Genomic DNA, 23,641 nt, shown 5'->3' with positions numbered 1-23,641 from the left:
GCGGACGAATCAACCCTTGTGGAGACGAACCATGAAACGCTCGGCGCAGGCCCTTGCCCTTTTGCTAGCACTTGCCGCCCTAGCCCGCGCCCAGGGCGATGAGGTACTCGACCAGATCGAGACCGCGCGCAAGTCTTATGAGGCTGGGCAATACCGCCCAGCTATCGATGCGCTCAATTTCGCCATCGCCAAGATCCAGGAACAGATGGCCGCCCATCTTGCGCGGCTCTTGCCCGAGCCCCTGCCGGGCTGGAAGGCGGACGCACCTGAGGCCCAGACGGGGGGCTTGGCGACCATGATCGCCGGTACGAGCCTCAGCCGCCGCTACTGGCGCGACGATGGCGCCAACGTTGTTTTGAACATCTTGGCGGACTCGCCCTTGCTGTCCATGTTGACTGCAGCGCTGTCCATGCCCTTGATCATGCAGAGCAACCCGAATATGAAGCCTTATGCCTTCAGGGGTCAGCGGGGATTGCTTGAACATGCCCCTGGCAGCCAGGACTATACCCTGACACTTTTGATCGGCGGGCGGCTAGTGATCGAGGCCAAGGGTCAAGGCCTGACCGATCCCAAACCACTCGATGCCTATCTCGAACGCCTGGATCTAGATGCCGTTCGCGCGGCCTTGACCCCTTGATCCGGTCCTCTATACCGCATGTATCTGGCGGCCCGCTATTGAGGTCGCACACCCTTATAGCCAGAGCTCAGTCCGCAGTATCTCGCTCAATAGCGAGCAAGCCCCTCTCCCCCCAGCCCCAGCGCTTCTATGAATCCCAGGGTCATCATGGCCCCGAACCGCCGGGTGAGCGCGTCCAACAGGTCGCGTTTTTTGCTATATTCAACGATCTTTTCGGCGCCGATCTGCTCGCGTGCGACCTGGGAGGCGCTGCCCAGGCCATCGGCCAGGCCCAGCTCAACGGCCTGGTCACCGCTCCAGAAGAGACCGCTGAACAGCTCATCCCCGCCCTTCAGCCGCTCACCGCGCCCGGCCTTGACTGCGGCGATAAACTGCTGATGCAGGCGTTCGAGCACCCTTTGGAGAAAGGCGCGTTGCGGCTCGGGAAGCGGCGAGAAGGGATCGAGGATGCCCTTGTTGGTGCCGGCGGTCAGCAGGCGCCGCTCGATCCCCAGCTCTTCCATCGCCTTCTGAAAACCAAAGCTGCTGAGCCGCACCCCAATCGAGCCCACCAGGCTGGCTGGATTGACATAGATGGCATCGGCGGCGGCGGCGACGTAATAGCCGCCAGAGGCGCACAGGTCTATGGCCACCGCATAGACCGGTAGGTCGCGCCCCTTGTCCTTTTGGTATTTCTCTTTGAGCCGCTTGATCTCGTCATAGATCATACCAGCCTGGACCGGGCTGCCCCCTGGGCTGTTAATGGCCAAGATGATCCCCTTGACGTGCTTGTTTTCGAAGGCGGCGCGCAGGGCGGCGATAATCCGCTCGGCGCTGGCATCGGCCTCGGGCGCGAGGATCCCATTGACCTCGATCAGCGCGGTGTGTTCTTCGTTGATCTTGGTCAGGTCAGTTACCGCCGGCAGACTAGCGACGATCAGCAGGCCGATCAGATAAAGCAGCACTCCGAGCTTCAAAATCAGCGACCAGCGTTGACGCCGACGCTGGTCAGCGAGATATTCGAGCACCAGGCGATTGATCAGGGCGCGCTCCCATTCGGGATGGCTGGGGTCCGGCAGGGGGGTATCCTTGGTCTTTACAGGTTTCCAATCCAGTTTCATGGACAGAGAGCTTGCCTCTTGGTCAGTTGATACAGTGGGCATGGGCGGCGAGCCAGGCACGCACCGCCCATAGCGAGTCCAGACAGGCTAAGGGCTTGCAGGCCAGCAGGCGATCGGGGGGATGGACGCCATGACAGACCGCGAGCGCCACAACGCCGGCATTGTGCGCCATCTCGAGGTCGTATTCGGTATCGCCGATCATCAGGGTCTCGGTGGATCGCACCCCGAGCTCGTCCATGAGTTCGAGCAGCATCTGGGGATGGGGCTTGGAGCGGGTTTCATCGGCGGTCCGGGTAGCGGCGAAGATCCCCGCAAGTCCAGATTCGGCCAATGACTTATTGAGCCCCACCCGGCTCTTACCTGTGGCCACGGCCAGCAGATAGCCCTGTTCGGCAAGCCAGTTCAGGGTCTCGCGCGCCCCAGGAAAAAGCTCGGAGGGGATCTGGTCGTCGCCGAGAAAATGCGCACGATAGCGGCGCGCGAGCTCGGCGCGTTGCTCGACATCGCCCTGCGGCAGCAGATGGGCCAAGGCCTCTTCTAGACCGAGACCGATCACCTCGCGGGCCTGTTCGGCAGGAAGCGCGGGCCATCCCAGGTCGCGAAAGGCGGCCTGGAGGCAGGCGACGATCCGCGCCTCCGAGTCCATCAGGGTCCCGTCCCAATCGAAGACGATCAGCGCCAGGTTCATGAGCGGGCCCCGAGCGTATCTAGAAACCCGCGCAGGGCCGCGGGCACAGGGGCTTCGATGCGCAAGGGCTGAGACATGGAGGAGAGCTGAAAGCCGAGCGCTACGGCATGGAGAAAGAGACGGGCGAGACCACGCGCCTTCAGACAGCGGTTGGCGGCCTCATCGCCATACTTGGGATCGCCGGCTAACGGCAGACCGAGATGGGCGGCATGGACGCGGATCTGATGGGTGCGTCCGGTCAGGAGCTCCGCCTCGGCCAGGGTCAAGGCCCGGTCATCCGCCATGAAACGCGCCAGCCGCCGCAAGCGGGTACGCGCCGGCTTGCCGGATTGATGATCGACCTGGACCATCCGCTCGCCGCTCGCCAAGACGTTCTTTTTGAGCGGAGCCTCGACCAGCACCGTCGATCGCGGTAACTCGCCCACCAATAGGGCCAGATAGCGTTTCTCCATTCGACCCTCGCGGATCAGGGCATGGAGCTCGCGCAGGGTGCTGCGGCGTTTGCAGACCACAAGACAACCTGAGGTCTCGCGATCGAGCCGATGGACCAGTTCGAGTTCACAGCCTGGGCGTAGCAGACGCAGCGACTCGATCAGGCCGAAACTCAGGCCGCTGCCGCCATGTACCGCCAAACCCGCCGGTTTGTCGATGATCAATAGGCGCTCGTCCTCATGCAGGATGGCGCGTTCCAACCAGGCGAGCTGATGGGGGGCATGTTCCGGCGGTGGAAGCGGGGCGCCGAGACGCACCGGCGGGATGCGCACCTCGTCGCCCGCGCATAGCCGGTGATCGGCCCGCACCCGCCCTTGATTGACCCGTACCTCCCCGCGCCTGAGCAGGCGGTAGAGATGGCTCGGCGGTACCCCCTTGAGCACCCGCCGCAGGAAGTTATCGATGCGCTGACCCTCGGCCTCGGCATCGACCACAATATATTGCACCGCTGTACTCACCCCCCCATCTCCTGCAGGGCGTGTGCTGGCTGACCTCGATACTGCTGAACTCACCTGATTCCTCGCTGCAAGGGCCGGCTGCGCCGGTGACCTCGATCCAAACCATTCCAAACCCAAACCAATCGCTCAATTGCTGTCAATAGGGTTCATTGATACCATTGTTAACTTGCGCTGGCCCAGTGATCGCAGACACATATCGGAACGGCACGTGCATTCATGGACCCGCACCCGACGCCTATCCAAACGGCGCCCGTCTGGCCCAAGGCCCTCGCACCGGCACCGACATCCACGCGCATTCACCGGGCGTATCTATGCCATCCCGCCCGATCTCCATGCCGAGCGCGGTTGCATTCTACACCCAGCGCCCGTTGGGGTGCGTGTCGCAGCGGCCAGCGCTGCCGGTATCACGTCAGCCGTTCTATAGCGGGGACAAATCCCGCAGGAGAGGCGGGCATCGCTGGATGCCCGTCAACCATGATTCACCGGCGCAGACCCATCCGATCCCTTGCCCGCGCCCAAGATCGCGCACGCGCGGTTCTCAACAGTTCCGCGATCAGGGCTGGCGCCCGGCGGTAGGTCCTGCGCCGCGGTATGCAGGATAAAACATCACATGAAACGCATGCTGATCAATGCAACTCAACCGGAGGAGTTGCGCGTGGCGACTGTCGATGGACAGTTGCTCTACAACCTCGATATCGAGACGCCCGGACGCGAACAAAAAAAGGCCAATATCTATAAAGGCGTCATCACCCGGGTCGAACCCAGCCTCGAAGCCGCCTTCGTCGATTATGGTGCCGAGCGCCACGGTTTCTTGCCGCTCAAGGAGATCGCGCGTGCCTATCTGGAGCCGGAGGCGCTCAAGCCGGGCAGCCGCATCAACATCAAAGAGGCGGTCAAGGAAGGGCGCGAGGTCATCGTCCAGATCGACAAGGAGGAACGCGGCAGCAAGGGCGCGGCCCTGACGACTTTTATCTCCTTGGCTGGGCGCTATCTGGTCTTGATGCCCAATAACCCCCGGGCCGGCGGCGTGTCGCGGCGCATCGAAGGCCCAGATCGCGCCGAGCTGCGCCAGGCGATGAGCCAGCTCAAGATCCCCGAGGACATGGGGCTCATCGTGCGCACCGCCGGTGTCGGCAAGAGCGTCGAGGAGCTGCAATGGGACCTGGATTATCTGCTCCAGCTCTGGCAGGCGATCCTCAACTCGAGCGAGGGCCGCAAGGCACCCTTCCTGATCTACCAAGAGAGCGATGTAATCATCCGCTCGATCCGCGACTATCTGCGCGCTGACATCGGCGAGATCGTCATCGATGACCGCGCGGTCTATGAGCGGGCCGAGAACTTCATCCGCCAGGTCATGCCGCAAAACCTCAAAAAACTGCGGCTTTATCAGGATGAGGTACCGCTCTTTACCCGCTATCAGATCGAGAGCCAGATCGAATCGGCCTTCCAGCGCGAGGTGCGTTTGCCCTCCGGCGGCTCGATCGTCATCGATCATACCGAGGCCCTGACCTCGATCGATATCAACTCGGCGCGCGCCACCAAGGGCGCCGACATCGAAGAGACCGCCCTCAATACCAACCTGGAGGCCGCCGACGAGATCGCCCGGCAATTGCGTCTGCGCGATCTGGGAGGGCTGTTTGTCATCGACTTCATCGACATGACCCCGCCCAAGCATCAGCGGGCGGTCGAGGAGCGGCTGCGCGAGGCGTTCAAGCAGGATCGCGCCCGGGTGCAGATTGCGCGGATCTCTCGCTTTGGGTTATTGGAGATGTCGCGCCAGCGCCTGCGCCCATCGCTCGGCGAATCGAGCCAAGATGTCTGCCCGCGTTGCAAGGGTCAAGGCACCATCCGCAGCGTCGAATCGCTCGCCCTCTCGATCCTGCGTCTGATCGAGGAGGAAGCGCTCAAGGAGAGCACCGAGCGCATCCAGGCCCAGCTTCCGGTGAGCGTCGCGACCTTCCTGCTCAATGAAAAGCGCCGCGCCATCCTCGATATCGAGCAGCGTCATGACGTCGAGGTCCTGCTCATCCCCAATGAGCATCTGCAAACGCCAGACTACAAGATCGAACGCATTCGCAGCCAGGATCTCGCCGCCAGCTTGTCGGAGGGGCAGACCAGCTACCGGATCAAAGAGGTCCCTGAACCGACACGCTTGACTGCATCCTATGTCAAGCCCAGCCAGCCGGCGCGCACCGAGGAGCCGGCGGTCAAGCTTATGGCTCCGAGCGTCCCTGCACCCCATCAGCCCGAGTGCCCGAGCGCAGGGTTAGGGGGCGGTAGTCACCCAGAGGGCAGGCGCGGCGAGTCCGAGAGCCTGCTCAAACGCATCTGGACTGGGCTCTTTCAGTCGCGTCCAGCCGAGACCTCATCCAGTCAGGCGGTACACCCCACGCAGCCTACTACTCCTCCGCCCGCACCGCGGGCAGAGCAGCCAGATACAGCCATGATAGGACCTGGGCCAGCTCCCCAACCGGGGTCTGTACCACAAATCCCGGGGGCAGAGGGGACCAGCGATCAGATATCCTCTACTGAGCCGATGGCACTTCAGGAGCGGGGCGAGAATGAACCGCGGGCCAGAGCGCCGCGTCCCAATGGCCGGTTGCGACCGCCACGGCGCAGCGCGCGCCCGGATGAATCAGCGGCTGATCAGGGATCGGCCCCTCAGAACGGCGTTATAGATCCGGGTCCAGGCGAAGCGGCTGCTGTCGCAAACGGTCAGGCCGAGCCCGCGGTGAGCAGTGTTGTGGACGCTGATGACTCGCCCACATCCCCCCGTCCACGCTCGACGCGCCGGCGGCGCGGCGGACGCCACCGCCGCCAGCCTGTCACCAAGTCCACGGGTGATAGTGTGGAGGCAGTGGAAAGGAACGAGGCCGATAGCCAAGAATCAGCGATGCAAGATATTCGTCCTCGCCTTCCCGCCGAGGGAGCAGAGGCGGATCGCCTTGCATCGCCTTCCCCCCCAGATGCGGGCTCAGGTCAGGCCGTGGACCGCGATCCTCCACCCTGAGCCGGCGATGCATTGGCAGTAGCCAGACCACTCCCCTAGCCAAGGGGGAGTGGGTTGGACAAGGGACAAGACACCCAGCGACCGGCCCCGTCCCCTGACTGGTCGGCGGCCGGGCTGCGTGCAGCCTCGACGCAGCTTGGCAGTTGCTGCCCGATTCAGGCGATGTGCCAATCAATCCTTACCCAGATAGCGAGCCTTGATGTCATCCAATAGACCGCGCGCGGCCAGCTCGATCAGGTCAAACACCTGTTCAAAACCGCGTTGCCCACCGTAATAGGGATCAGGGACCTCGTGGACGCCCAGGTCGGGCGCAAAATCCATCAGGAGATGCAGCCTGCCCTCCATCCCGGGCGGACATAGGCGACGCAAACGCGCATAGTTGTCGTGATCCATCGCCACCACATAGTGAAAACGACCGAAGTCATTCGGCTCGACCTGGCGGGCACGCAGGTCGCTGAGATCGATCCCGCGGGCGCGGGCGGTCTCCTGGGCCCGCGGGTCTGGAGGCTCGCCCAGATGATAGGCGTGGGTGCCGGCGGAATCGATCTCGATGCAATGGTCCAGCCCCTCATCCCTGACCAGTTTGCGCAAGACACCCTGGGCGGTCGGCGAGCGGCATATATTGCCCATACAGACAAATAGGACCTTGACGGCCTGAGGTGCGTTCATGACTGATCCTTAAAAGACCACAGTAAGAGATAAAGCCATTATCCAAGAGCGGGGCCTCAGTCGATGGCGGATTGCCCATCGCTATCCGGCTCTCTCCCAAACACCTGCCACCGTTCGCTCCCATGGCAATGGAGGGCCATGCTGCTTACTAGCCCCAACCCCAGGCTGCCGCCAGATGCTTGATGGCCGTGCGATTGGTCCAGGAACCGGTCAGGGCCGCGGCCTCTGCAGCCCTCAGCCAATGATAGGCGCTGTGCTCGCGCGGGTTGAGCCTTACCAGCCGCCGCGAGGGCAGGATCAGGGCGAAGCGGTATTCGCGGTTGAAACAGACGTTCGGCGCATACCTGTGGCGCCAGCGGGGGATGATCGGAAACAAGGTCGATTGGTGGAGATCGATCAGCCCTCCACCGGCCCATAGACCTGTCTCCTCCCAGAGCTCGCGCATTGCCGCCTGTCTCGGTGTCTCCCCTGGGTTGAGGCTGCCGGTGATTGATTGCCAAAACCCAGAGGGCCGGATGCGGCGCAGGAGCAAAAACTCCCCGCCCTGGGTACAGACCACTACCAGTACCGATTGCGGACGCTTGCGCCTCGGGGGGCCGCTGCTCGGCACAGGACTGGCAGCAGGGACAGGGAATACCTGGTCGTTCATCGAGCCTAATTATTGCTACACCGCAGCAAGCCAGTTAGCAGGACGCGCAATGCGCTCCCTATTGTGCTACCAGGTACCCGCCAGGTAAGGCGTGCAACACACACTAGACTATCCAGGGCCAACCTGTAGGCTGGGCACATTGAACCCCACACCTGCCTTGCTGGGGCGCTTAGGGGCGTGCGCGCAGCCTCAGGCCCAGCTCCTTCAACTGCGACTCATCGACCGGGGACGGCGCCTCGGTCAAGGGGCAGGCGGCAGTCTGGGTCTTGGGGAAGGCCATGACCTCGCGGATCGAGTGCGCCCCGGTCATCAGCATCACCAAGCGGTCCAAGCCAAAGGCGATCCCGCCGTGCGGCGGGCAGCCATAACGCAGGGCGCGCAGCAGAAAGCCGAACCGCTCCTCGGCCTGCTCGTCGCTGATGTTCAGCAAGCGAAAGACCTGGCGCTGGACCTCGGGGCGATGGATGCGGATCGAACCGCCGCCAATCTCGGTGCCATTGAGCACCAGGTCATAAGCGCGCGACAGACAGGCGCCCGGATCGGTCTCCAGCAACCCTAGGTGCGTCTCCTTGGGCGAGGTGAAAGGATGATGCAGGGCGACCCAACGCCGATGCTCGGCATCGTACTCGAACATCGGAAAGTCCACGACCCACAGGGGTTGCCAGTCACCTTGGCGCAGGCCCAGGTCATGCCCGAGCTTGACCCGCAGGGCCCCAAGCGACTCGTTGACCACTCGCGCCTTGTCCGCCCCGAAAAAGATCAGGTCGCCGTCTTGGGCGCCCGTGCGCGTCATGATCCCTTGGATAGCGTCATCGGTCAGGAACTTGAGGATCGGGGATTGCAGCCCCTCGCGCCCCTTGGCCCAGTCGTTGACCTTGATATAGGCGAGCCCCTTGGCACCATAGATCCCGACGAACTGGGTGTATTGATCGATCTCCTTGCGGCTCAGTTCGCCCCCGCGCGGTAGGCGCAGCGCCGCCACCCGACCCTCCGGATCATTGGCCGGGCTCGCAAAGACCTGAAAATCGACCGCCTTGACCAGGTCGGCGATATCGACCAGCTCTAAGGGCACGCGCAGATCGGGGCGATCCGAGCCGAAGCGCTGCATCGCCTCGCTATAGCTCAGGCGGGGGAAGGGATCGGGCAGAGCGATCTCCAGGACCTCCCGAAACAAGGTGCGGATCATAGACTCCATGAGCCCCATGACTCCCTCCTCGTCCATGAAGGAGACCTCGATATCGAGCTGGGTGAACTCAGGTTGGCGATCGGCGCGCAGGTCCTCGTCGCGGAAACAGCGCGCAATCTGATAATAGCGGTCAAACCCCGCCATCATCAGCAATTGTTTGAAGAGCTGAGGCGACTGCGGCAGGGCGAAGAATGACCCTTGATGGGTGCGGCTGGGGACCAGATAGTCGCGCGCCCCTTCCGGGGTGGACTTGGTCAGGATCGGGGTCTCGATGTCGAGAAACCCATGCTCATCGAGAAAACGGCGCAGGATGCGGGTGATGCGGCTGCGGGTATGCAGGCGAGTCTGCATCTCGGGGCGGCGCAGATCGAGATATCGATAGCGCAGACGCAGCTCCTCAGAGGCGTCGGCGGCATGGCTGTCGAGATGGATCGGCGGGGTCTCGGCGGTATTGAGGATCTCGAGCGCATGCCCCAGGACCTCGATCTCGCCGGTCGCAAGCTCTGGATTGATCGTGCCATCTGGGCGTTGGCGCACCAGGCCCTTGACCCTGAGCACATACTCGCTGCGCACCTGCTCGGCGCGGGCGAAGGGCTCGGGGCGGTCGGGGTCGAAGACGATCTGCACTAGGCCCACGCGATCGCGCAGGTCGATGAAGATCACCCCGCCGTGATCTCGCCGCCGCTGTACCCAGCCGCACAACACCACCTCTTGCCCGATCTGTCCACTACCGAGTTCTCCGCAATAATGTGTGCGCATCTCTTAGTCTCTCTGCTGCCTGACGTGACCGGTGCCCACAGTAACCGGCTGCCATCGAAAGGCAAGGGAGTGTAATGACCCTCAGCCGGTCGCGCAAATCAAAAAGAAGGCCCTGCGCGCCGGCAGGGCCTTCTTCGCCGATCGCTCGGCGGATCAGGGCCTCAAGGTCTTAAGCGGCATCCTTAAGCGGTTTATCCTTCACGCCCTTGCCCTCCTTGCCCGCCTCGGCGGGTTTGTCGCTGCCTTCAAGCAGGTTGCGTTTTTTATCGCCGGACTTTTTGAAGTCGGTCTCATACCAGCCGCCGCCCTTGAGCCGGAAACCGGCAGCCGAGACCTGTTTTTTCAGGGTTGGCTGTTCACAGGCCGGACAATCGACGAGCACGGGGTCGGTCACCTTTTGTAGGTGTTCGAGCTCATGACCGCAATTGTCGCAGCGATACTCATAGATCGGCATGGTCGTCTCACCTCCAGTCTTCGCGCATGCTGTGCACTATGGATGATTGCTTTGAGACACCTGGGTCTCGCTGGACCCTAGAGATGTCGTTTGGATCTATGGTTGACATCCCGCCTGGAAGGGCAAGGCTTGTCGCACGTTGGGTCAGACGCGGGCCTATCCAGGGGTTGACCTTGTTTGCCAGCAGCGATCCACCGCCAACGCCCGCGCATACCGCCTAAGAAGCAGTGCCCATGGTTTGGAAAGCCGATCTCCAGCCGAGACTCGGGCTCAAGCAAAAAACTGGTTGCGCCCCGGGGCCCTGTTCGGGGTTAATAGCGGCTACGTCCCACACGCCTCATCTGCCTCCATCCAGCTCGATCGTCAAGACCCATGCTGAATTCCCCTCGTAGAGGTTCTATCCTGATCACCGGCTGTTCGAACGGCATTGGTTATCATTGCGCCCTGGGCTTGATGCACCGCGGCTGGCAGGTGATCGCCTCAGCGCGCCGCCTTGAGGACGTCGAGCGGCTCAGATCCGGAGGGCTGACTGCCGTCCAGCTCGACCTCGACAATCCCGAAAGCATCGCCCAGGCGCTCGCCCAGAGTCTGGAGATCACCGGCGGGCGCCTGGATGCCCTGTTCAACAACGGCGCCTATGGTCAACCGGGGGCGGTCGAGGACCTCAGCCGGGATGTCCTGCGCGCCCAGTTCGAGACCAATCTTTTCGGCTGGCATGACCTCACCTGCCGCGTGATCCCGATCATGCGCAGGCAAAATTATGGGCGGATCGTGCAGAATAGCTCGGTCCTCGGGTTTGTCCCCCTGCCCTATCGCGGCGCCTATGTCGCAAGCAAATATGCACTCGAGGGGCTCACCGACACCCTACGCCTTGAGCTGCGCGGCTCGGGGATCTGGGTCTCTTTGATCGAGCCAGGGCCGATCGCCAGCCGTTTTCGCGATAACGCCTATCGGGCCTTCTTGGCCAACATCGATCGCGACTCAAGTGTCCATCGCACCGCCTACCAGCGCGCCGAGGCACGCCTGACCCAGCAAGGTCCCGTCCAACCCTTCACCCAGGGGCCAGAGGCGGTCTTCGCCAAGCTCGTCCATGCCCTCGAGAGCCCGCGCCCTAAGGCGCGCTACTATGTCACCGTCCCGACCTATCTCCTTGGGTTCTTAAAACGGGCACTGCCCACCGCTGCATTGGATTGGGTGATGGCGCGGGTCTCGCGCGGCGGTGCGGGTTGAGGCCCTACCCTAGCGTGTCTGGGCTAGAGTGCAGGCGGCTACTATCCTGTGCCGGTGCATGCCTTCACGGGCCCTCGGTATTCAGATATAGCGGACCTCGAGGATCTCGAACTCGCGTACCCCACTCGGGGCATTGAGGACGGCGATATCGCCCTCACCCTTACCAATGAGACAACGCGCCAGGGGTGAGCCGATCGAGATAAGGCCCTGCTTGAGGTCTGCCTCGTCCTCCCCGACGATCTGATAGCAATGCTCCTGCTCGGTGTCCAGCTCCAAAACCCGGATGGTTGCCCCAAAGACTACCTTGCCGTTGTGCGGTATCTTGGTCACATCGACCACATGGGCATGTGCCAGCTTGGACTCGATGTCCTTGATGCGGCCTTCGATGAAGCTCTGCTGTTCGCGTGCGGCATGATATTCAGCGTTTTCCTTGAGGTCGCCGTGGGCGCGCGCCTCGGCGATCGCCGCGATGATCCGCGGGCGCTCGACCCGTTTGAGCCGTTCCAATTCTTCGCGCAATTTCTCTGCACCCCTGACGGTCAGAGGGATCCTGGTCATCTCCGATATCCTCAAACAATCGCGGGGACGCCATGTGTAAACGGCGCGTCCGTCGCAAGATAGTAGATGGTGATGGGCGCCTGCGACAGACCCCGATCGTTCCCCGCTTGCGGATATTCACCTTGGCCCGTATCCCGCCGCGGGTGAGGCACGACGCCCGATCAAAGTCTGGAAAGACGCATTAGGCGAGTCAGCATAAATCTTGTAACCGATTGACCCTGAGGATGTCTAGCTGTCTTAAGGCCATGCAGGTGGCCTCAGCGCCGGCGATGGTGGTGGTATAGGGGACCTTGTATTGCAGGGCGGCACGGCGGATGGCGGCGGAATCGGCGATTGCCTTGGCACCCTCGGTGGTGTTGATGATGAAGCTGACCTCGTTGTTCTTGATCATATCCACGATGTGCGGGCGACCCTCGGCAACCTTGTTGACCCCGATGCAAGGAAGACCGGCAGCGCGCAGCGCCGCCGCTGTGCCATGCGTCCCATAGAGGCTAAAGCCAAAGGCAATGAGCTCGCGCGCGACCTCGATCAGCCTGGGCTTATCGGCCTCGCGCACGCTCAGCATCGCCTTGCCCCCCTTGCGCGGGAGCAGGCTCCCCGCCCCTTCTTGTGCCTTGGCATAGGCCTCGCCAAAGGTCTTGCCGATCCCCATCACCTCGCCTGTGGATTTCATCTCGGGTCCTAACTGGGTATCGACCCCTGGGAACTTGATGAACGGAAAGACCGCCTCCTTGACGAAATACCGTTTAGGTCTTACTTCCCCTTCTATCCCCTGCGCCCGCAACGACTGGCCAACCATGCAGCGCGCCGCGATCTTGGCCAAGGGCAGACCGATCGCCTTGGAGACGAAGGGCACGGTGCGCGAGGCGCGAGGATTGACCTCCAGGACATAGATCTCATCGCCCTTGATCGCAAACTGGGCATTCATGAGACCGACCACCTTCAGGGCATGCGCGAGCTTGATCATCTGGGCGCGCAGCCGGTCCTGGATGGCCGCAGACAGGGTATAGGGCGGCAGCGAACAGGCCGAGTCCCCCGAATGCACCCCTGCCTGTTCGATATGCTCCATGATCCCGCCGATCAAGACCTCTCGCCCGTCGCAGACGGCGTCGATGTCCACCTCGATGGCATCGTCTAAAAACCGATCGAGCAGGACCGGCGAGTCGTTGGAAACCCTGACCGCCTCGCGCATATAGCGTTTAAGCTCTCCTTCGTCATAGACGATCTCCATCGCCCGCCCACCGAGGACGTAAGAGGGCCGTACCACGAGGGGGTAACCCAGGGTCGCGGCGCGCACGAGCGCCTCCTCGTCGCTGCGCGCCGTAGCATTGGGCGGCTGGCGCAGACCCAGCTCCTGGATGAGCCTTTGGAAACGCTCGCGATCCTCTGCCAGATCGATCGAATCGGGAGAGGTCCCGATGATCGGCACACCTGCGGCCTCGAGGGGACGCGCTAGCTTCAAGGGGGTCTGGCCTCCATATTGGACGATGACCCCTTTGGGGTGCTCCTTGGCCACGATCTCGAGGACGTCTTCTAGGGTCAAGGGCTCGAAATACAGCCGATCCGAGGTGTCATAGTCGGTCGAGACCGTCTCTGGGTTACAGTTGACCATGATGGTCTCGAACCCAGCCGCGCGCAGGCTCTGGGCGGCATGGACGCAGCAATAATCGAACTCGATCCCCTGGCCGATCCGGTTGGGTCCACCGCCCAAGACCATGATCTTGTCGCGCCCTGTGGGCTCAGCCTCGCATTCCTCTTCATAGGTCGAATAGAGATAGGCAGTTTGGGTGGCAAACTCGGCGGCACAGGTATCGACCCGCTTATAGACCGGACGGATCCCGGACCGATGGCGCAGCTCGCGGATCTCGGACTCCTGCATCCCCAACAGCTGCCCGATCCGCCGGTCGGCAAAGCCTTGGCGCTTGAGGACGCGCAGGCGCTCGGGGGTCAAAGCCTCGGGCCCTTCAGCGCGTACCCCCTGCTCGGTGCGGACCAGGTCCTCGATCTGGGCCAAGAACCAGGGATCGATGCGGCTGAGCGCATGGGCCTCCTCGACGCTGAAGCCCGCGCGAAAGGCATCGGCGAGATAAAAGATCCGCTCGGCCCCAGTCTGGCGCAGCTCATGCCGGATGGTATCAAGGGTATCGGGATCTTTGAGGTTGACCATCTCCTCAAGACCATAGCGGTCGATCTCGAGGCTGCGCAGGGCCTTCTGCAATGACTCTTGAAAGGTGCGCCCGATGGCCATGACCTCGCCGACCGATTTCATCTGGGTCGTCAACCTAGGGTCGGCCTGGGGAAATTTTTCAAAGGCAAAGCGCGGGATCTTGGTGACCACATAGTCGATCGTCGGCTCAAATGAAGCCGGGGTCGCCCCACCGGTGATCTCGTTCTTGAGCTCATCCAGGGTATAGCCGACGGCGAGTTTGGCTGCGACCTTGGCGATCGGAAAGCCCGTGGCCTTGGAGGCCAGGGCCGATGAGCGCGAGACCCGGGGGTTCATCTCGATGACGATCAGGCGCCCGTCTTCGGGATTGATCGCAAACTGGACGTTGCTGCCGCCGGTCTCGACCCCGATCTCGCGCAGGACGGCGATGGAGGCATCGCGCATGCGCTGATATTCCTTGTCGGTCAGGGTCTGGGCTGGTGCCACGGTGATCGAATCACCGGTATGCACGCCCATCGGGTCGAGGTTTTCGATCGAACAGATGATGATGCAGTTGTCCTTTTTGTCGCGCACCACCTCCATCTCGAACTCCTTCCAACCGAGCACCGACTCCTCGATCAGGAGCTCCTTGGTAGGCGAGAGATCCAGCCCCCGCCGGCAGATCTCTTCGAACTCTTCTTGGTTGTAGGCAATGCCACCGCCGCTACCACCGAGGGTGAAGGAGGGCCGGATGATGGTGGGGAAGCCGATCGAGGCCTGGACCTGGATCGCCTCCTCGAGGCTATGGGCGATCGCTGAGCGTGGGACCTCGAGCCCGATGCGGCGCATCGCCTTGCGAAACAGATCCCGATCCTCGGCCTTGTCGATCGCCTCGCGCGAGGCGCCGATCAGCTCGACCCCAAAGTGCTCCAATACCCCCTCGCGTGCCAGGTCCAGGGCGCAGTTGAGCGCGGTTTGGCCGCCCATGGTCGGCAGCAGGGCATCCGGACGCTCGCGTTCGATGATAGCCGCCACCACTCGCCAATTGACCGGCTCGATATAGGTTGCATCCGCCATCTCGGGGTCGGTCATGATGGTCGCGGGGTTTGAATTGACCAGGATGACCCGATAGCCCTCCTCGCGCAGCGCTTTGCACGCCTGGGCGCCGGAATAGTCGAATTCGCACGCCTGACCGATCACGATGGGGCCAGAGCCGATGATCAGGATGCTTTTGATGTCGGTACGCTTGGGCATAGAGTCTAGATGGCGTTAAAGAGAGAGAAATCAGCAATCGGGGCGAGGCGCAAGACAATGAGTTCTTTAATCCCGCTGCCCATCCATCAAGGCGATGAAGCGGTCAAAAAGCGGCGCGAGATCATGCGGGCCCGGGCTGGCCTCGGGGTGACCCTGGAAGCTGAAGGCTGGCCGATAGCGGTGCTGGATGCCCTGGAGTGAACCATCAAAGAGCGAGCGATGGGTCGCCTCAATCTCAGGCGGCAGACTCGATTCATCGACGGCAAAGCCGTGGTTCTGGCTGCTGATCATGACCGCACCGGTCTTGAGGTCCTGGACCGGATGATTGGCCCCATGATGCCCGAATTTCATCTTGATGGTGCGGGCGCCGCAGGCCAGGCCCAGGAGCTGATGCCCGAGACAGATGCCAAAGATCGGCAGATCGGTCGCAAGGAGCTGACGGATGGCGTCGATGGCATAGGCGCAAGGCTCGGGATCGCCGGGGCCGTTCGATAAAAAGACCCCATCTGGCCTCAAAGCCAAAACCTCTTCGACTGGGGTGCGCGCTGGAACCACCTTAACCCAACAGCCGCGATCGACCAGGAGGCGCAGGATATTGCGTTTGACCCCGTAATCGTAGGCAACGACCTGATAGCGCAGGTGCCCGCCCTCTCGATCCAGGGATGAGGAGAGACCGCCGTTGGGAGTCCAGGAGCCTTGGGTCCAGAGATAAGGCTCGGCGGTCGAGGCATATTGGGCCAGATCCATGCCCTTGAGACCTGGAAAGGCGCGGGCAGCAGCCAGGGCCGCGGACTCGTCGATCCTCTCCCCCGCCTGGATACAGCCGTTTTGCGCACCTTTCTCGCGCAGGATGCGGGTCAGACGCCGGGTATCGATCCCTGCGACCCCGACCACTCCGTGGCGCTTGAGATAGACATCGAGTGGTTCGCGCATCCGAAAATTGCTTGGGCCCAAAGGGAGATCGCGGACCACGAGTCCGGATGCCTGGATCGCGCCCGATTCCTCATCCTCGGGATTGACCCCGACATTCCCGATATGCGGATAGGTTAGAGTGACAATCTGACGCAGATAGGATGGGTCGGTCAGGATCTCCTGGTAGCCGGTCATGGCGGTATTGAAGACCACCTCGCCGACGGTCTCGCCATCAGCGCCGATCGAGGCCCCCCGAAAGACCGAACCGTCTTCCAGAACCAAAACCGCGGGTTTTTTCAAGGGTATCTCCGAAGCGAGGACAGGGGCGCACTAAGGAGGTGGCGCCCGAGAGATCGGGTCGCCTCACAGCGAGGCACAAAGCTCTGTGCATTTTAGGTGAGGTATGCCAAACTGTCCACGCGCCCCCGGGTCAAAGCAACTGACGTACCCAGTTCTCGATTCTGGCGGCATCCATCGCCCCTGATTGACGGGCAAGCACTTCTCCGCCGCGGAACAGGATCAGGGTAGGGATGCTGCGAATCCCCCATTGCGCTGCAAGCAGGGGATTGTCCTCGGTATTGATCTTGACAAGACGCACCCAGGGTTCCAGCCGCATGGCCGCAACCTCGAACGCTGGCGCCATCATCCGACATGGCCCGCACCAGGGGGCCCAGAAATCCACCAATAGGGGAAGATCGCTGCGCCCGAGATGATGAGCGAAACGCCGGTCATCCAGGGCGACTGGATGGCCAGTAAACAATGGATGGTGACATTTGCCGCAGTTGGGCGCGGCATGTAGGCGTTCAGCCGGAACGCGGTTGACCGCATCACAGTGAGGGCAAACGACATGTACTGACTCAGACATGGATCGAGCTCGGCTATCTCGGCTATCAGTTCTTTAAAGTGTACAAATCTGCGCACAGTCCTCTTCCTGTCCCGACAGGTCTTGCTGACCCCAGTCGTCTCTGACGGACGTAGCCTTCCCATTCGCAGTGGCATAATTTGCATATGGTCATGGGCATAATTTGCATATGGTCATGGCAAAAAGCCATACCCTTGAATCAGGGCAGGGGTGCGGCTATTTTGCAGCTCCATGCGACCCATCCAGCCAAGATGGATCTGGAACGGGTACCCCTGCGGAACATTGAAGCAAGGTTTTGTCGTCGCTATGAGTCACTCACCTCACATCGTTGTAGCCACCGCTGCCAATTTTCAATCCATCGTGCTCGAGGGCTCTTATCGGCGCCCGGTCCTGGTCGATTTTTGGGCAGATTGGTGCGCCCCCTGCCGGATGCTGATGCCGATCCTGGCCAAGCTCGCGGACGAATATCAAGGGCGTTTTCTCTTGGCAAAGGTCAATACCGACGAGGAACAGGCGCTGGCCTTTCAGTTCGGCATCCGCAGCCTGCCGACCGTTCAGCTCTTGCGCAACGGCCAGGTAGTCGATCATTTCATGGGCGCTCTACCCGAAAGCCAGGTGCGGGCCTTTCTTGAAAAGCATCTACCCCGCGCCTCTGATGGGCTGATCGAGCGCGTCCAGGACGCGATCTCTGCCGGGGATCTAGCCAGCGCTCGCGCGCTCTTCGAGCGCGCACGTCGCGAAGACCCGGATCACAAGCGCCTGCCACTCATCGAGGTTCAATTGTTAGCGGCCAGCGGAGAGATCGATCAGGCACAGGCAGCGATCGGGCGCTTACCGCTCGAACTCACCAATGACCCCGAGGTTGCTGCATTGCGTGGCCAGCTCAATTTTGCCCAGGCGATCAGACAGGCGCCTGGTGAGACTGAACTTGCCGTCCGGCTCAGCGCCAATCCCCAGGACAGCGAGGCGCGTTATCAGCTTGCTGCTTATCAGGTCCTGCGCGGAGATTATGAAGGAGCTCTCGAACATCTGCTCGAGCTCGTCAGGCGCGATCGCGCCTATGGTGAGGATGCGGGACGCAAAGGGATGATCGCGATCTTCGATATACTCGGCAGCGGCCATGAGCTGGCTGCGCGCTATCGCGCCCGGATGATGAGCGCGTTGTATTGAGCCTCTCATAATATTGATCCGAAACCAATGAACTTATATTACGCGGCATCATGGAGCTTGGGATGCTGGAAGTAGCGCATGATGCGTTGGGGGGAATTGAGAAGGCGGCGCAGGTGGCTGACGGTCGCCTTCTTCAGATCGCCCTTGGCGCGGGAGGGCGCCTGCGCGGTGATGGTGGCCTTGAGCATCTCGTTGGGGTTCAGTGCCGGGCTATAGGGGAGGGAGGAGGCCTCGATTTGATTGGCGCATGCAGCCAGCCAGGCCTTGACTGGCTTGGTGTGATGCACGCGCAGGTTGTCGAGGATGAGGAAGATCTTCTTGCCCCTGGCGTCCTTGACGAGCCGCTTCATGAAGTCGATCAGGATGTCGGCGTTCATCGCCCCCGCGAACGCCTTCCGACGCACCTTTCCGCGGTTGGTCAGCGTCGAGATCACCGACAGGCCTTCGCGACGGTGCGTGACGCGAATCTCGGACGTCTTGATCGCCGGCGCATAAGAGCGCCCGCGCACCTCGTCCGAGCGCAGCCCCGTTTCATCGCCCCAGTGGATTTCGGCGCCCTCGGCCTTGGCGCGCCGGGCAATGTCCGGGTAGATCTCCTCAAGCCACGTCTTGCCCGCCGGCGGGCTTTGCTCATAGGCGCGCCGAATCGGTTTCTGGGGCGTCAATCCCCAGCGCACCAAGTACTTGCCCTCCCCCTGCGGCCTGAGCTCGATGCCAAAACGGTCGAGGATCAACTGCCGCACCGCCTGCCGGCTCCACCATTTGTTTCTTATCAATAACTGGGCAGCGGGTCGATGAATGACCCGCTGGTCATCCGGCTGAAGCGGATCCCGCGTCGGCCCTTGCATCACCCTTAAACAACCGATCGAGCGCATTCTGGGCCTCATCATAACCCTGGGACACGGCGCTCACCAGCCAATGGGTGGCCTTGAACTCATCCCGCTCCACTCCGCGCCCCTCGGCATACAGCAAACCCAGGCGATATTGGGCCTCAGCCAGGCCCTGCTCGGCGGCTTGGCCATACCAGTAGGCCGCTTGCGCCTCGTCCTGTGGGCCACCCCGACCCATTTCATACATGAGTCCTAGACTGAATCGGGCCTCGGCAAGGCCTTGCTCGGCGGCCTTGCGCCACCACAGCGCAGCCTGGGCATCATTCTGTAGGGTACCCCGCCCCAAGGCATACATCATGCCAAGGTTGTATTGGGCCGCGGCCAGACCCTGTTCGGCTGCCTGGCGATACCAGAAAACCGCCTGGATATCGTCATGGGCAAGCCCGAGGCCGTTTTCATATAACCAACCAAGATTGATCTGGGCCTCGGCAAGACCCTGGGCGGCGGCCTGCCGCCACCAGTGTGCCGCTTGGACATAGTCCTGATCCAGGCCACGTCCATCGGCATACATAGCGCCCAGGTTATATTGGGCAAGAACCTCACCCCGCTTGGCAGCCTCGTGCCACCAATAGGCTGCCTGGGTATAGTTTTGCTCGACGCCGCGCCCCTCGGCATAGATCAGCCCTAGATTATATTGGGCCTCGACGTCGCCTTGGCGGGCTGCCTCCTGCAACCATTGCGCCGCCTGCGCCTCATCGCGATCAAACCCCTGACCGCGCGCATACATCATGCCGATGTTGTATTGTGCTTTCCTGTCACCTTGTTTGGCCAGAGGGTACCAACGGTCGATCGCGCCCTGATAATCGCTGCGTTCATAGGCAGCGCAACCCAGGGAGAATTGCGCGTCGAACTGCACGGGACCTGGGAGAGAGTCAGCTACCGGCGGCGGAGCCGCTGTCTTTTTGAGCTTTAGCGCCGATACCTTGGCCCAGGCCTGCTCCATGACATCGATGCTTTGAAAACGATCCGGCCCACGCACTGCCATCGCCTTGAGCAATACCTCCTCTTGCTGCGGGCTGATCGCAACGCCAAGCTGGGAGGGGGTGAGCAGGGTGTCCTCCGCCAGCCGGTCCAAGGCATCGGGCGGAACCTGGCCGGTGATCGCTCGATACAGGGTTGCACCCAGGCTATAGATATCAGTCCAGGGGCCCTGTTGACCGCGGGCGCGGTACTGCTCCTCAGGGGCATAACCTGGCTTAAGGATCACCGACAGGCTATGGCTGCGTTCGCTGAGCGCGAAACGCGCTGCCCCAAAATCGAGCAATTTGACCCGTCCGTTGCGGGTGAGATAGATATTGTCCGGGGTCACATCGCGGTGCAACAGGCCTTCCTTATGCACAACGCGCAGGGCCTCCATGACCGGCAGGAGCAAACGGAATGCCTGTTCAAAAGAGATACGCCCTTCAGGTTGCCTGGCCAGATACTGTTTAAAGGTCAGCCCCTCAACATAATCCATCACGCAATAACCCGTTCCATTAGCGCGGAAGAAGGTCTTGACGCTGACGATGGCAGGATGCTGGTCGAAACGCGCTAGGGCGCGGGCCTCCTCGAGAAAGCGTTCCAGACCATAGGCGAATTGTTCATCTGCAGGCGGCGGATAGACCGCTAGACTGACCCGGTCCGGCGCCCGGGTCGCGCTGTTGCGGGGCAGAAATTCCTTGATCGCGAGCTTGAGCTGGAGGTTCTCGTCCCAGGCCAAATAGGTGATCCCGAATCCGCCATGACCGAGCACCCGGCCTAGGCGGTACCGACCATCGAGCAGGGTGCCGAGCGCCAGGGCGGGAGACGGGTTGTCGAATCCAGGGCGCCAGCCGCAACGCGGACAGGGGGTACTGGCAGGGCCAAAGCAGTTGGGGCAATGTTCGTCCATTAAATGCTAGGGCTTTACCGATGCCAAGGGATACACAGAATGAACTTTAACATATATGCCCTGCAAGCGACGCGGGTGCCCAAGCCCATCCCTTTGAGTTTAAGAATCCAGACGACGCTGCATGACCAGCATGTAATTGACCCCCTCCCAGCGGGTTTGGGCAAAGCCACGGGTGAAAGGATTGACACGCACGCCGGTGCGATGGATGAGCCGGTAATCCGGGCCTAGCCCCGCGATCACCTCAGTGGGCCGTACCAGCTTGCGATAACGATGCGTGCCACGCGGCAGCCAACGCAAGACATATTCCGCGCCCAGGATGGCCATCATCCAGGCAGATAGGGTGCGGTTGATGCTAGCGACGATCATGACCCCGCCTGGACGCGCAAGATATGCACAAGTGGCTAGAAAATCCTGCAGGTGTTCGACATGCTCGATCACCTCTAGATTGAGGACCGCATCATACATCATCTCCTCGGCGGCAAGTTGTTCGACGCTCGCCAGGCGATAGTCGATGGCCAAACCGCTCTGGCAGGCATGTAAACGCGCCACTCGCAGATTTTTTTCGGTGACATCGATCCCCGTCACCGTCGCACCTAACCGGGCCATGGATTCACTCAGGATACCGCCGCCACAGCCGATATCGAGTACACGCAATCCCACCAGAGGCTGGTTGGCGCCGGGATCCTGCCCCAAGATCGTACACAGGTGATGGCTGATATAAGGAACACGGAAGGCATTGAGCCGATGCAGCGGCCAAAATGGCCCTTCCGTATCCCACCAGCGATGAGCCAGACGCTCGAAATAGGCGACCTCCGCAGGGTCAATACTGGGTGCAACGAGGGGATTGTCGGACATTGCAGATTCCTTCGGAATGGATGCATGGGCTAATTTTTGAGAATGTTTCTTATTTGAAAAAAGACACTACTTGCGTTATGCCGGAGCCTAATCATGCAAGCGACCGCCACTCATACCCCTACTCTGTCCACTGAACCCGACCGTCAATGCTTCAAAGCGCCCCCCATACCCCGCATCGATAGCCGCACCCTACTCGGCGACGGTCACCTCTTGGTGATCGAACATGCCGGTCAGAGTTATTACCTGCGCATGACCCGCAATAACAAGCTGATCCTCACCAAATGAGAACGGCTCAGCGACCTTCGCCGTAGTAGTCGTCGATATAATTCTCGAACTTGGTGTATTGGCCAAGAAAGGTCAGCTTCAGGGTACCGATTGGCCCATTGCGCTGCTTGGCGATGATGATCTCGGCCACCCCCTTGTCTGGGCTGTCTTTATGATAGACCTCGTCGCGATAGATGAAGATGATCAGATCGGCGTCCTGTTCGATCGCCCCTGACTCGCGCAGATCCGACATCACCGGGCGCTTGTTGGGCCGCTGTTCGAGGCTGCGGTTGAGCTGGGAGAGGGCAATCACCGGCACACTGAGCTCACGTGCTAGCCCTTTGAGGGCCCGCGAGATGGCCGAGATCTCGGTTGCGCGATTTTCACCGGCCCCTGGTGCCTGCATCAGCTGGAGATAGTCGAGCACGATCAGCGCGAGGTCCCCTTGCTCACGCTTCAGACGCCGAGCGCGGGCGCGGACCTCAATCGGGGTGAGCGCTGGGGTATCGTCGATGAAGATTGCCGTCTCAGACAACAGATTGACTGCCGAGGTCAGACGCGGCCATTCATCATCCTCAAGCTTGCCAGTACGCACCCGATGCTGATCGATCCGTCCCAGCGAGGACATCAGGCGCATCGCCAATGAATCGCCTGGCATCTCCATACTAAAAACGGCCACCGGACGGCGCGTCTGGATGGCGATGTGCTCAGCGATGTTCATCGCGAAACTGGTCTTGCCCATCGAGGGGCGCCCCGCGACGATGATGAGATCCGAGGGTTGCAGACCCGAGGTCATCTGGTCGAGGTCGGTAAAACCCGTGCTCAGGCCCGTGATCGGTTCGGCGCGTTGATAGAGCGTGTCGATCCGTTCGATGGCCTGGTTTAAAAGCTGGCGGATCGATTGAAAGCCGCTACATCCACGAGCCTCTTGTTCGGCAATGGCAAAGACCAGCTGCTCGGCCTCATCGAGTAATTCCGCCGAGTCGCGGCCTTGGGGATGATAGGCATTGTCGGCGATCGCTGTGCCTGCGGTGATCATCTGACGTCGGACCGAGGTCTGGCGCACGATCCGGGCGTAGGCCTGGATATTGGCAGCGCTGGGGGTTTGGTTAACCAGCATGCCGAGATAGGGGAGACCTCCCGCCTCATCCAGACGCCCCTCTCGCTCCAGGGTCTCCGCTAGGGTGACGACATCGAAGGGCTGATTGCCGTCGGCAAGCCTGGCGATTGCCGCAAAGATGATTCGGTGCTCGCGCCGATACAGATCCTTCTCGCGGACAAGATCGGCGATGCGCTCCCAGGCGCTGTTATCCAAGAGTAAGCCGCCGAGCAGAGATTGCTCGGCATGGAGATTATGCGGCGGGACGCGCAACTCATCGCCATCAGCCGCCGTATCCTGGGTCTTGGTCTCAAACATGACATCTGCCCGTCTCGGCATTCAAAAAAGCGCGGGCTAGCGGAGGCGTGGCAGCCAGCGGTAGGTGCTCTGCGAGGCTAGATGTAAAGGTGGACCAATCTAGATTAAGAC

At 61.5% G+C, this 23,641-nt stretch carries 19 protein-coding genes and 1 pseudogene; 5 read left to right on the top strand and 15 right to left on the bottom strand.

Translation table 11 applies throughout. The features are described from left to right. Positions 1–31: 31 nt before the first annotated feature. Positions 32–637 (top strand): hypothetical protein, encoded by a 606-nt coding sequence (locus tag GWK36_RS05205; protein ID WP_166270240.1) that lies wholly within the window; start codon positions 32–34, stop codon positions 635–637. A gap of 86 nt (positions 638–723) precedes the next feature. On the opposite strand, the gene GWK36_RS05200 is transcribed toward GWK36_RS05205, so the two are convergent. From GWK36_RS05200 to GWK36_RS05190, 3 genes are read right to left on the bottom strand one after another with little or no spacing between them, the layout of a single operon-like run. Further along, complete coding sequence (locus tag GWK36_RS05200) at positions 724–1,731, bottom strand: S49 family peptidase (protein ID WP_425482791.1); 1,008 nt, start codon at positions 1,729–1,731, stop codon at positions 724–726. A gap of 28 nt (positions 1,732–1,759) precedes the next feature. After that, positions 1,760–2,425 carry an HAD-IIIA family hydrolase gene (locus GWK36_RS05195; protein WP_166270238.1) on the bottom strand — a complete coding sequence of 222 codons (666 nt, stop codon included), beginning with the start codon at positions 2,423–2,425 and terminating at the stop codon, positions 1,760–1,762. Next, positions 2,422–3,375 (bottom strand): RluA family pseudouridine synthase, encoded by a 954-nt coding sequence (locus tag GWK36_RS05190; RefSeq protein WP_166270237.1) that lies wholly within the window; start codon positions 3,373–3,375, stop codon positions 2,422–2,424. Before GWK36_RS05190 ends, GWK36_RS05195 begins: the two co-directional genes overlap by 4 nt. Before the next feature lie 610 nt (positions 3,376–3,985). Here GWK36_RS05190 and rne point away from each other — a divergent pair. After that, on the top strand, positions 3,986–6,385 hold the full coding sequence (gene rne, locus GWK36_RS05185; protein WP_246237699.1) for a ribonuclease E: 2,400 nt from the start codon (positions 3,986–3,988) through the stop codon (positions 6,383–6,385). Positions 6,386–6,556: 171 nt separating this feature from the next. Here the strand turns inward: rne and GWK36_RS05180 are convergent, their stop codons facing one another. The 4 genes from GWK36_RS05180 to GWK36_RS05165 form a co-directional block, all read right to left on the bottom strand. Next, positions 6,557–7,054, bottom strand: a complete 498-nt coding sequence (locus tag GWK36_RS05180) for a low molecular weight protein-tyrosine-phosphatase (protein ID WP_166270236.1) — start codon at positions 7,052–7,054, stop codon at positions 6,557–6,559. A 148-nt stretch (positions 7,055–7,202) separates the two neighbouring features. Next, positions 7,203–7,703 (bottom strand): dihydroneopterin triphosphate diphosphatase, encoded by a 501-nt coding sequence (gene nudB, locus GWK36_RS05175; RefSeq protein ID WP_166270235.1) that lies wholly within the window; start codon positions 7,701–7,703, stop codon positions 7,203–7,205. A gap of 169 nt (positions 7,704–7,872) precedes the next feature. Beyond that, the gene (aspS, locus tag GWK36_RS05170; RefSeq protein WP_166270234.1) at positions 7,873–9,648 is read right to left on the bottom strand and encodes an aspartate--tRNA ligase; all 1,776 of its coding nucleotides are present in this window, start codon (positions 9,646–9,648) and stop codon (positions 7,873–7,875) included. A 169-nt stretch (positions 9,649–9,817) separates the two neighbouring features. Next, positions 9,818–10,102, bottom strand: coding sequence for an FmdB family zinc ribbon protein (locus tag GWK36_RS05165; protein ID WP_166270233.1), 285 nt, complete (start codon positions 10,100–10,102; stop codon positions 9,818–9,820). Between the two features lie 372 nt (positions 10,103–10,474). Here GWK36_RS05165 and GWK36_RS05160 point away from each other — a divergent pair, with 372 nt between their 5' ends. Then, positions 10,475–11,332 (top strand): SDR family oxidoreductase, encoded by an 858-nt coding sequence (locus tag GWK36_RS05160; RefSeq protein ID WP_166270232.1) that lies wholly within the window; start codon positions 10,475–10,477, stop codon positions 11,330–11,332. 81 nt (positions 11,333–11,413) lie between these two features. Here the strand turns inward: GWK36_RS05160 and greA are convergent, their stop codons facing one another. From greA to trxC, 4 genes are all read right to left on the bottom strand, one after another. Then, positions 11,414–11,890, bottom strand: coding sequence for a transcription elongation factor GreA (greA, locus tag GWK36_RS05155; RefSeq protein WP_166270231.1), 477 nt, complete (start codon positions 11,888–11,890; stop codon positions 11,414–11,416). A 190-nt stretch (positions 11,891–12,080) separates the two neighbouring features. Beyond that, a complete protein-coding gene (carB, locus tag GWK36_RS05150) occupies positions 12,081–15,290 on the bottom strand; it encodes a carbamoyl-phosphate synthase large subunit (RefSeq protein WP_166270230.1) in 3,210 nt (1,069 codons plus the stop codon). Positions 15,291–15,356: 66 nt separating this feature from the next. Further along, positions 15,357–16,502, bottom strand: coding sequence for a glutamine-hydrolyzing carbamoyl-phosphate synthase small subunit (gene carA / locus GWK36_RS05145; protein ID WP_166270229.1), 1,146 nt, complete (start codon positions 16,500–16,502; stop codon positions 15,357–15,359). A 130-nt stretch (positions 16,503–16,632) separates the two neighbouring features. Then, the gene (trxC, locus tag GWK36_RS05140; protein WP_166270228.1) at positions 16,633–17,067 is read right to left on the bottom strand and encodes a thioredoxin TrxC; all 435 of its coding nucleotides are present in this window, start codon (positions 17,065–17,067) and stop codon (positions 16,633–16,635) included. Positions 17,068–17,370: 303 nt separating this feature from the next. On the opposite strand from trxC, the gene trxA reads away from it, so the two are divergent. Beyond that, complete coding sequence (trxA, locus tag GWK36_RS05135) at positions 17,371–18,234, top strand: thioredoxin (protein ID WP_166270227.1); 864 nt, start codon at positions 17,371–17,373, stop codon at positions 18,232–18,234. Positions 18,235–18,272: 38 nt separating this feature from the next. Here trxA and GWK36_RS05130 read toward each other — a convergent pair. From GWK36_RS05130 to ubiG, 3 genes and pseudogenes are all read right to left on the bottom strand, one after another. Continuing rightward, positions 18,273–18,992, bottom strand: a pseudogene (locus GWK36_RS05130) (IS630 family transposase); the annotation flags it as partial. A 52-nt stretch (positions 18,993–19,044) separates the two neighbouring features. Then, on the bottom strand, positions 19,045–20,994 hold the full coding sequence (locus tag GWK36_RS15305; RefSeq protein WP_246237697.1) for a serine/threonine-protein kinase: 1,950 nt from the start codon (positions 20,992–20,994) through the stop codon (positions 19,045–19,047). A 99-nt stretch (positions 20,995–21,093) separates the two neighbouring features. Next, positions 21,094–21,849 carry a bifunctional 2-polyprenyl-6-hydroxyphenol methylase/3-demethylubiquinol 3-O-methyltransferase UbiG gene (gene ubiG, locus GWK36_RS05105; protein WP_166270226.1) on the bottom strand — a complete coding sequence of 252 codons (756 nt, stop codon included), beginning with the start codon at positions 21,847–21,849 and terminating at the stop codon, positions 21,094–21,096. A gap of 93 nt (positions 21,850–21,942) precedes the next feature. Between ubiG and hemP the strand changes: the two genes are divergently transcribed. Continuing rightward, a complete protein-coding gene (gene hemP / locus GWK36_RS05100) occupies positions 21,943–22,134 on the top strand; it encodes a hemin uptake protein HemP (RefSeq protein ID WP_166270225.1) in 192 nt (63 codons plus the stop codon). Positions 22,135–22,141: 7 nt separating this feature from the next. Here the strand turns inward: hemP and dnaB are convergent, their stop codons facing one another. Continuing rightward, a complete protein-coding gene (gene dnaB / locus GWK36_RS05095) occupies positions 22,142–23,530 on the bottom strand; it encodes a replicative DNA helicase (RefSeq protein ID WP_166270224.1) in 1,389 nt (462 codons plus the stop codon). Positions 23,531–23,641 lie beyond the last annotated feature (111 nt).

Origin of the sequence: Caldichromatium japonicum (assembly GCF_011290485.1) — a bacterium.
GTDB lineage: Bacteria > Pseudomonadota > Gammaproteobacteria > Chromatiales > Chromatiaceae > Thermochromatium > Thermochromatium japonicum.
Note: the sequence above shows the minus strand (reverse complement) of the source record. Positions and strands in the feature narration are given on the sequence as shown.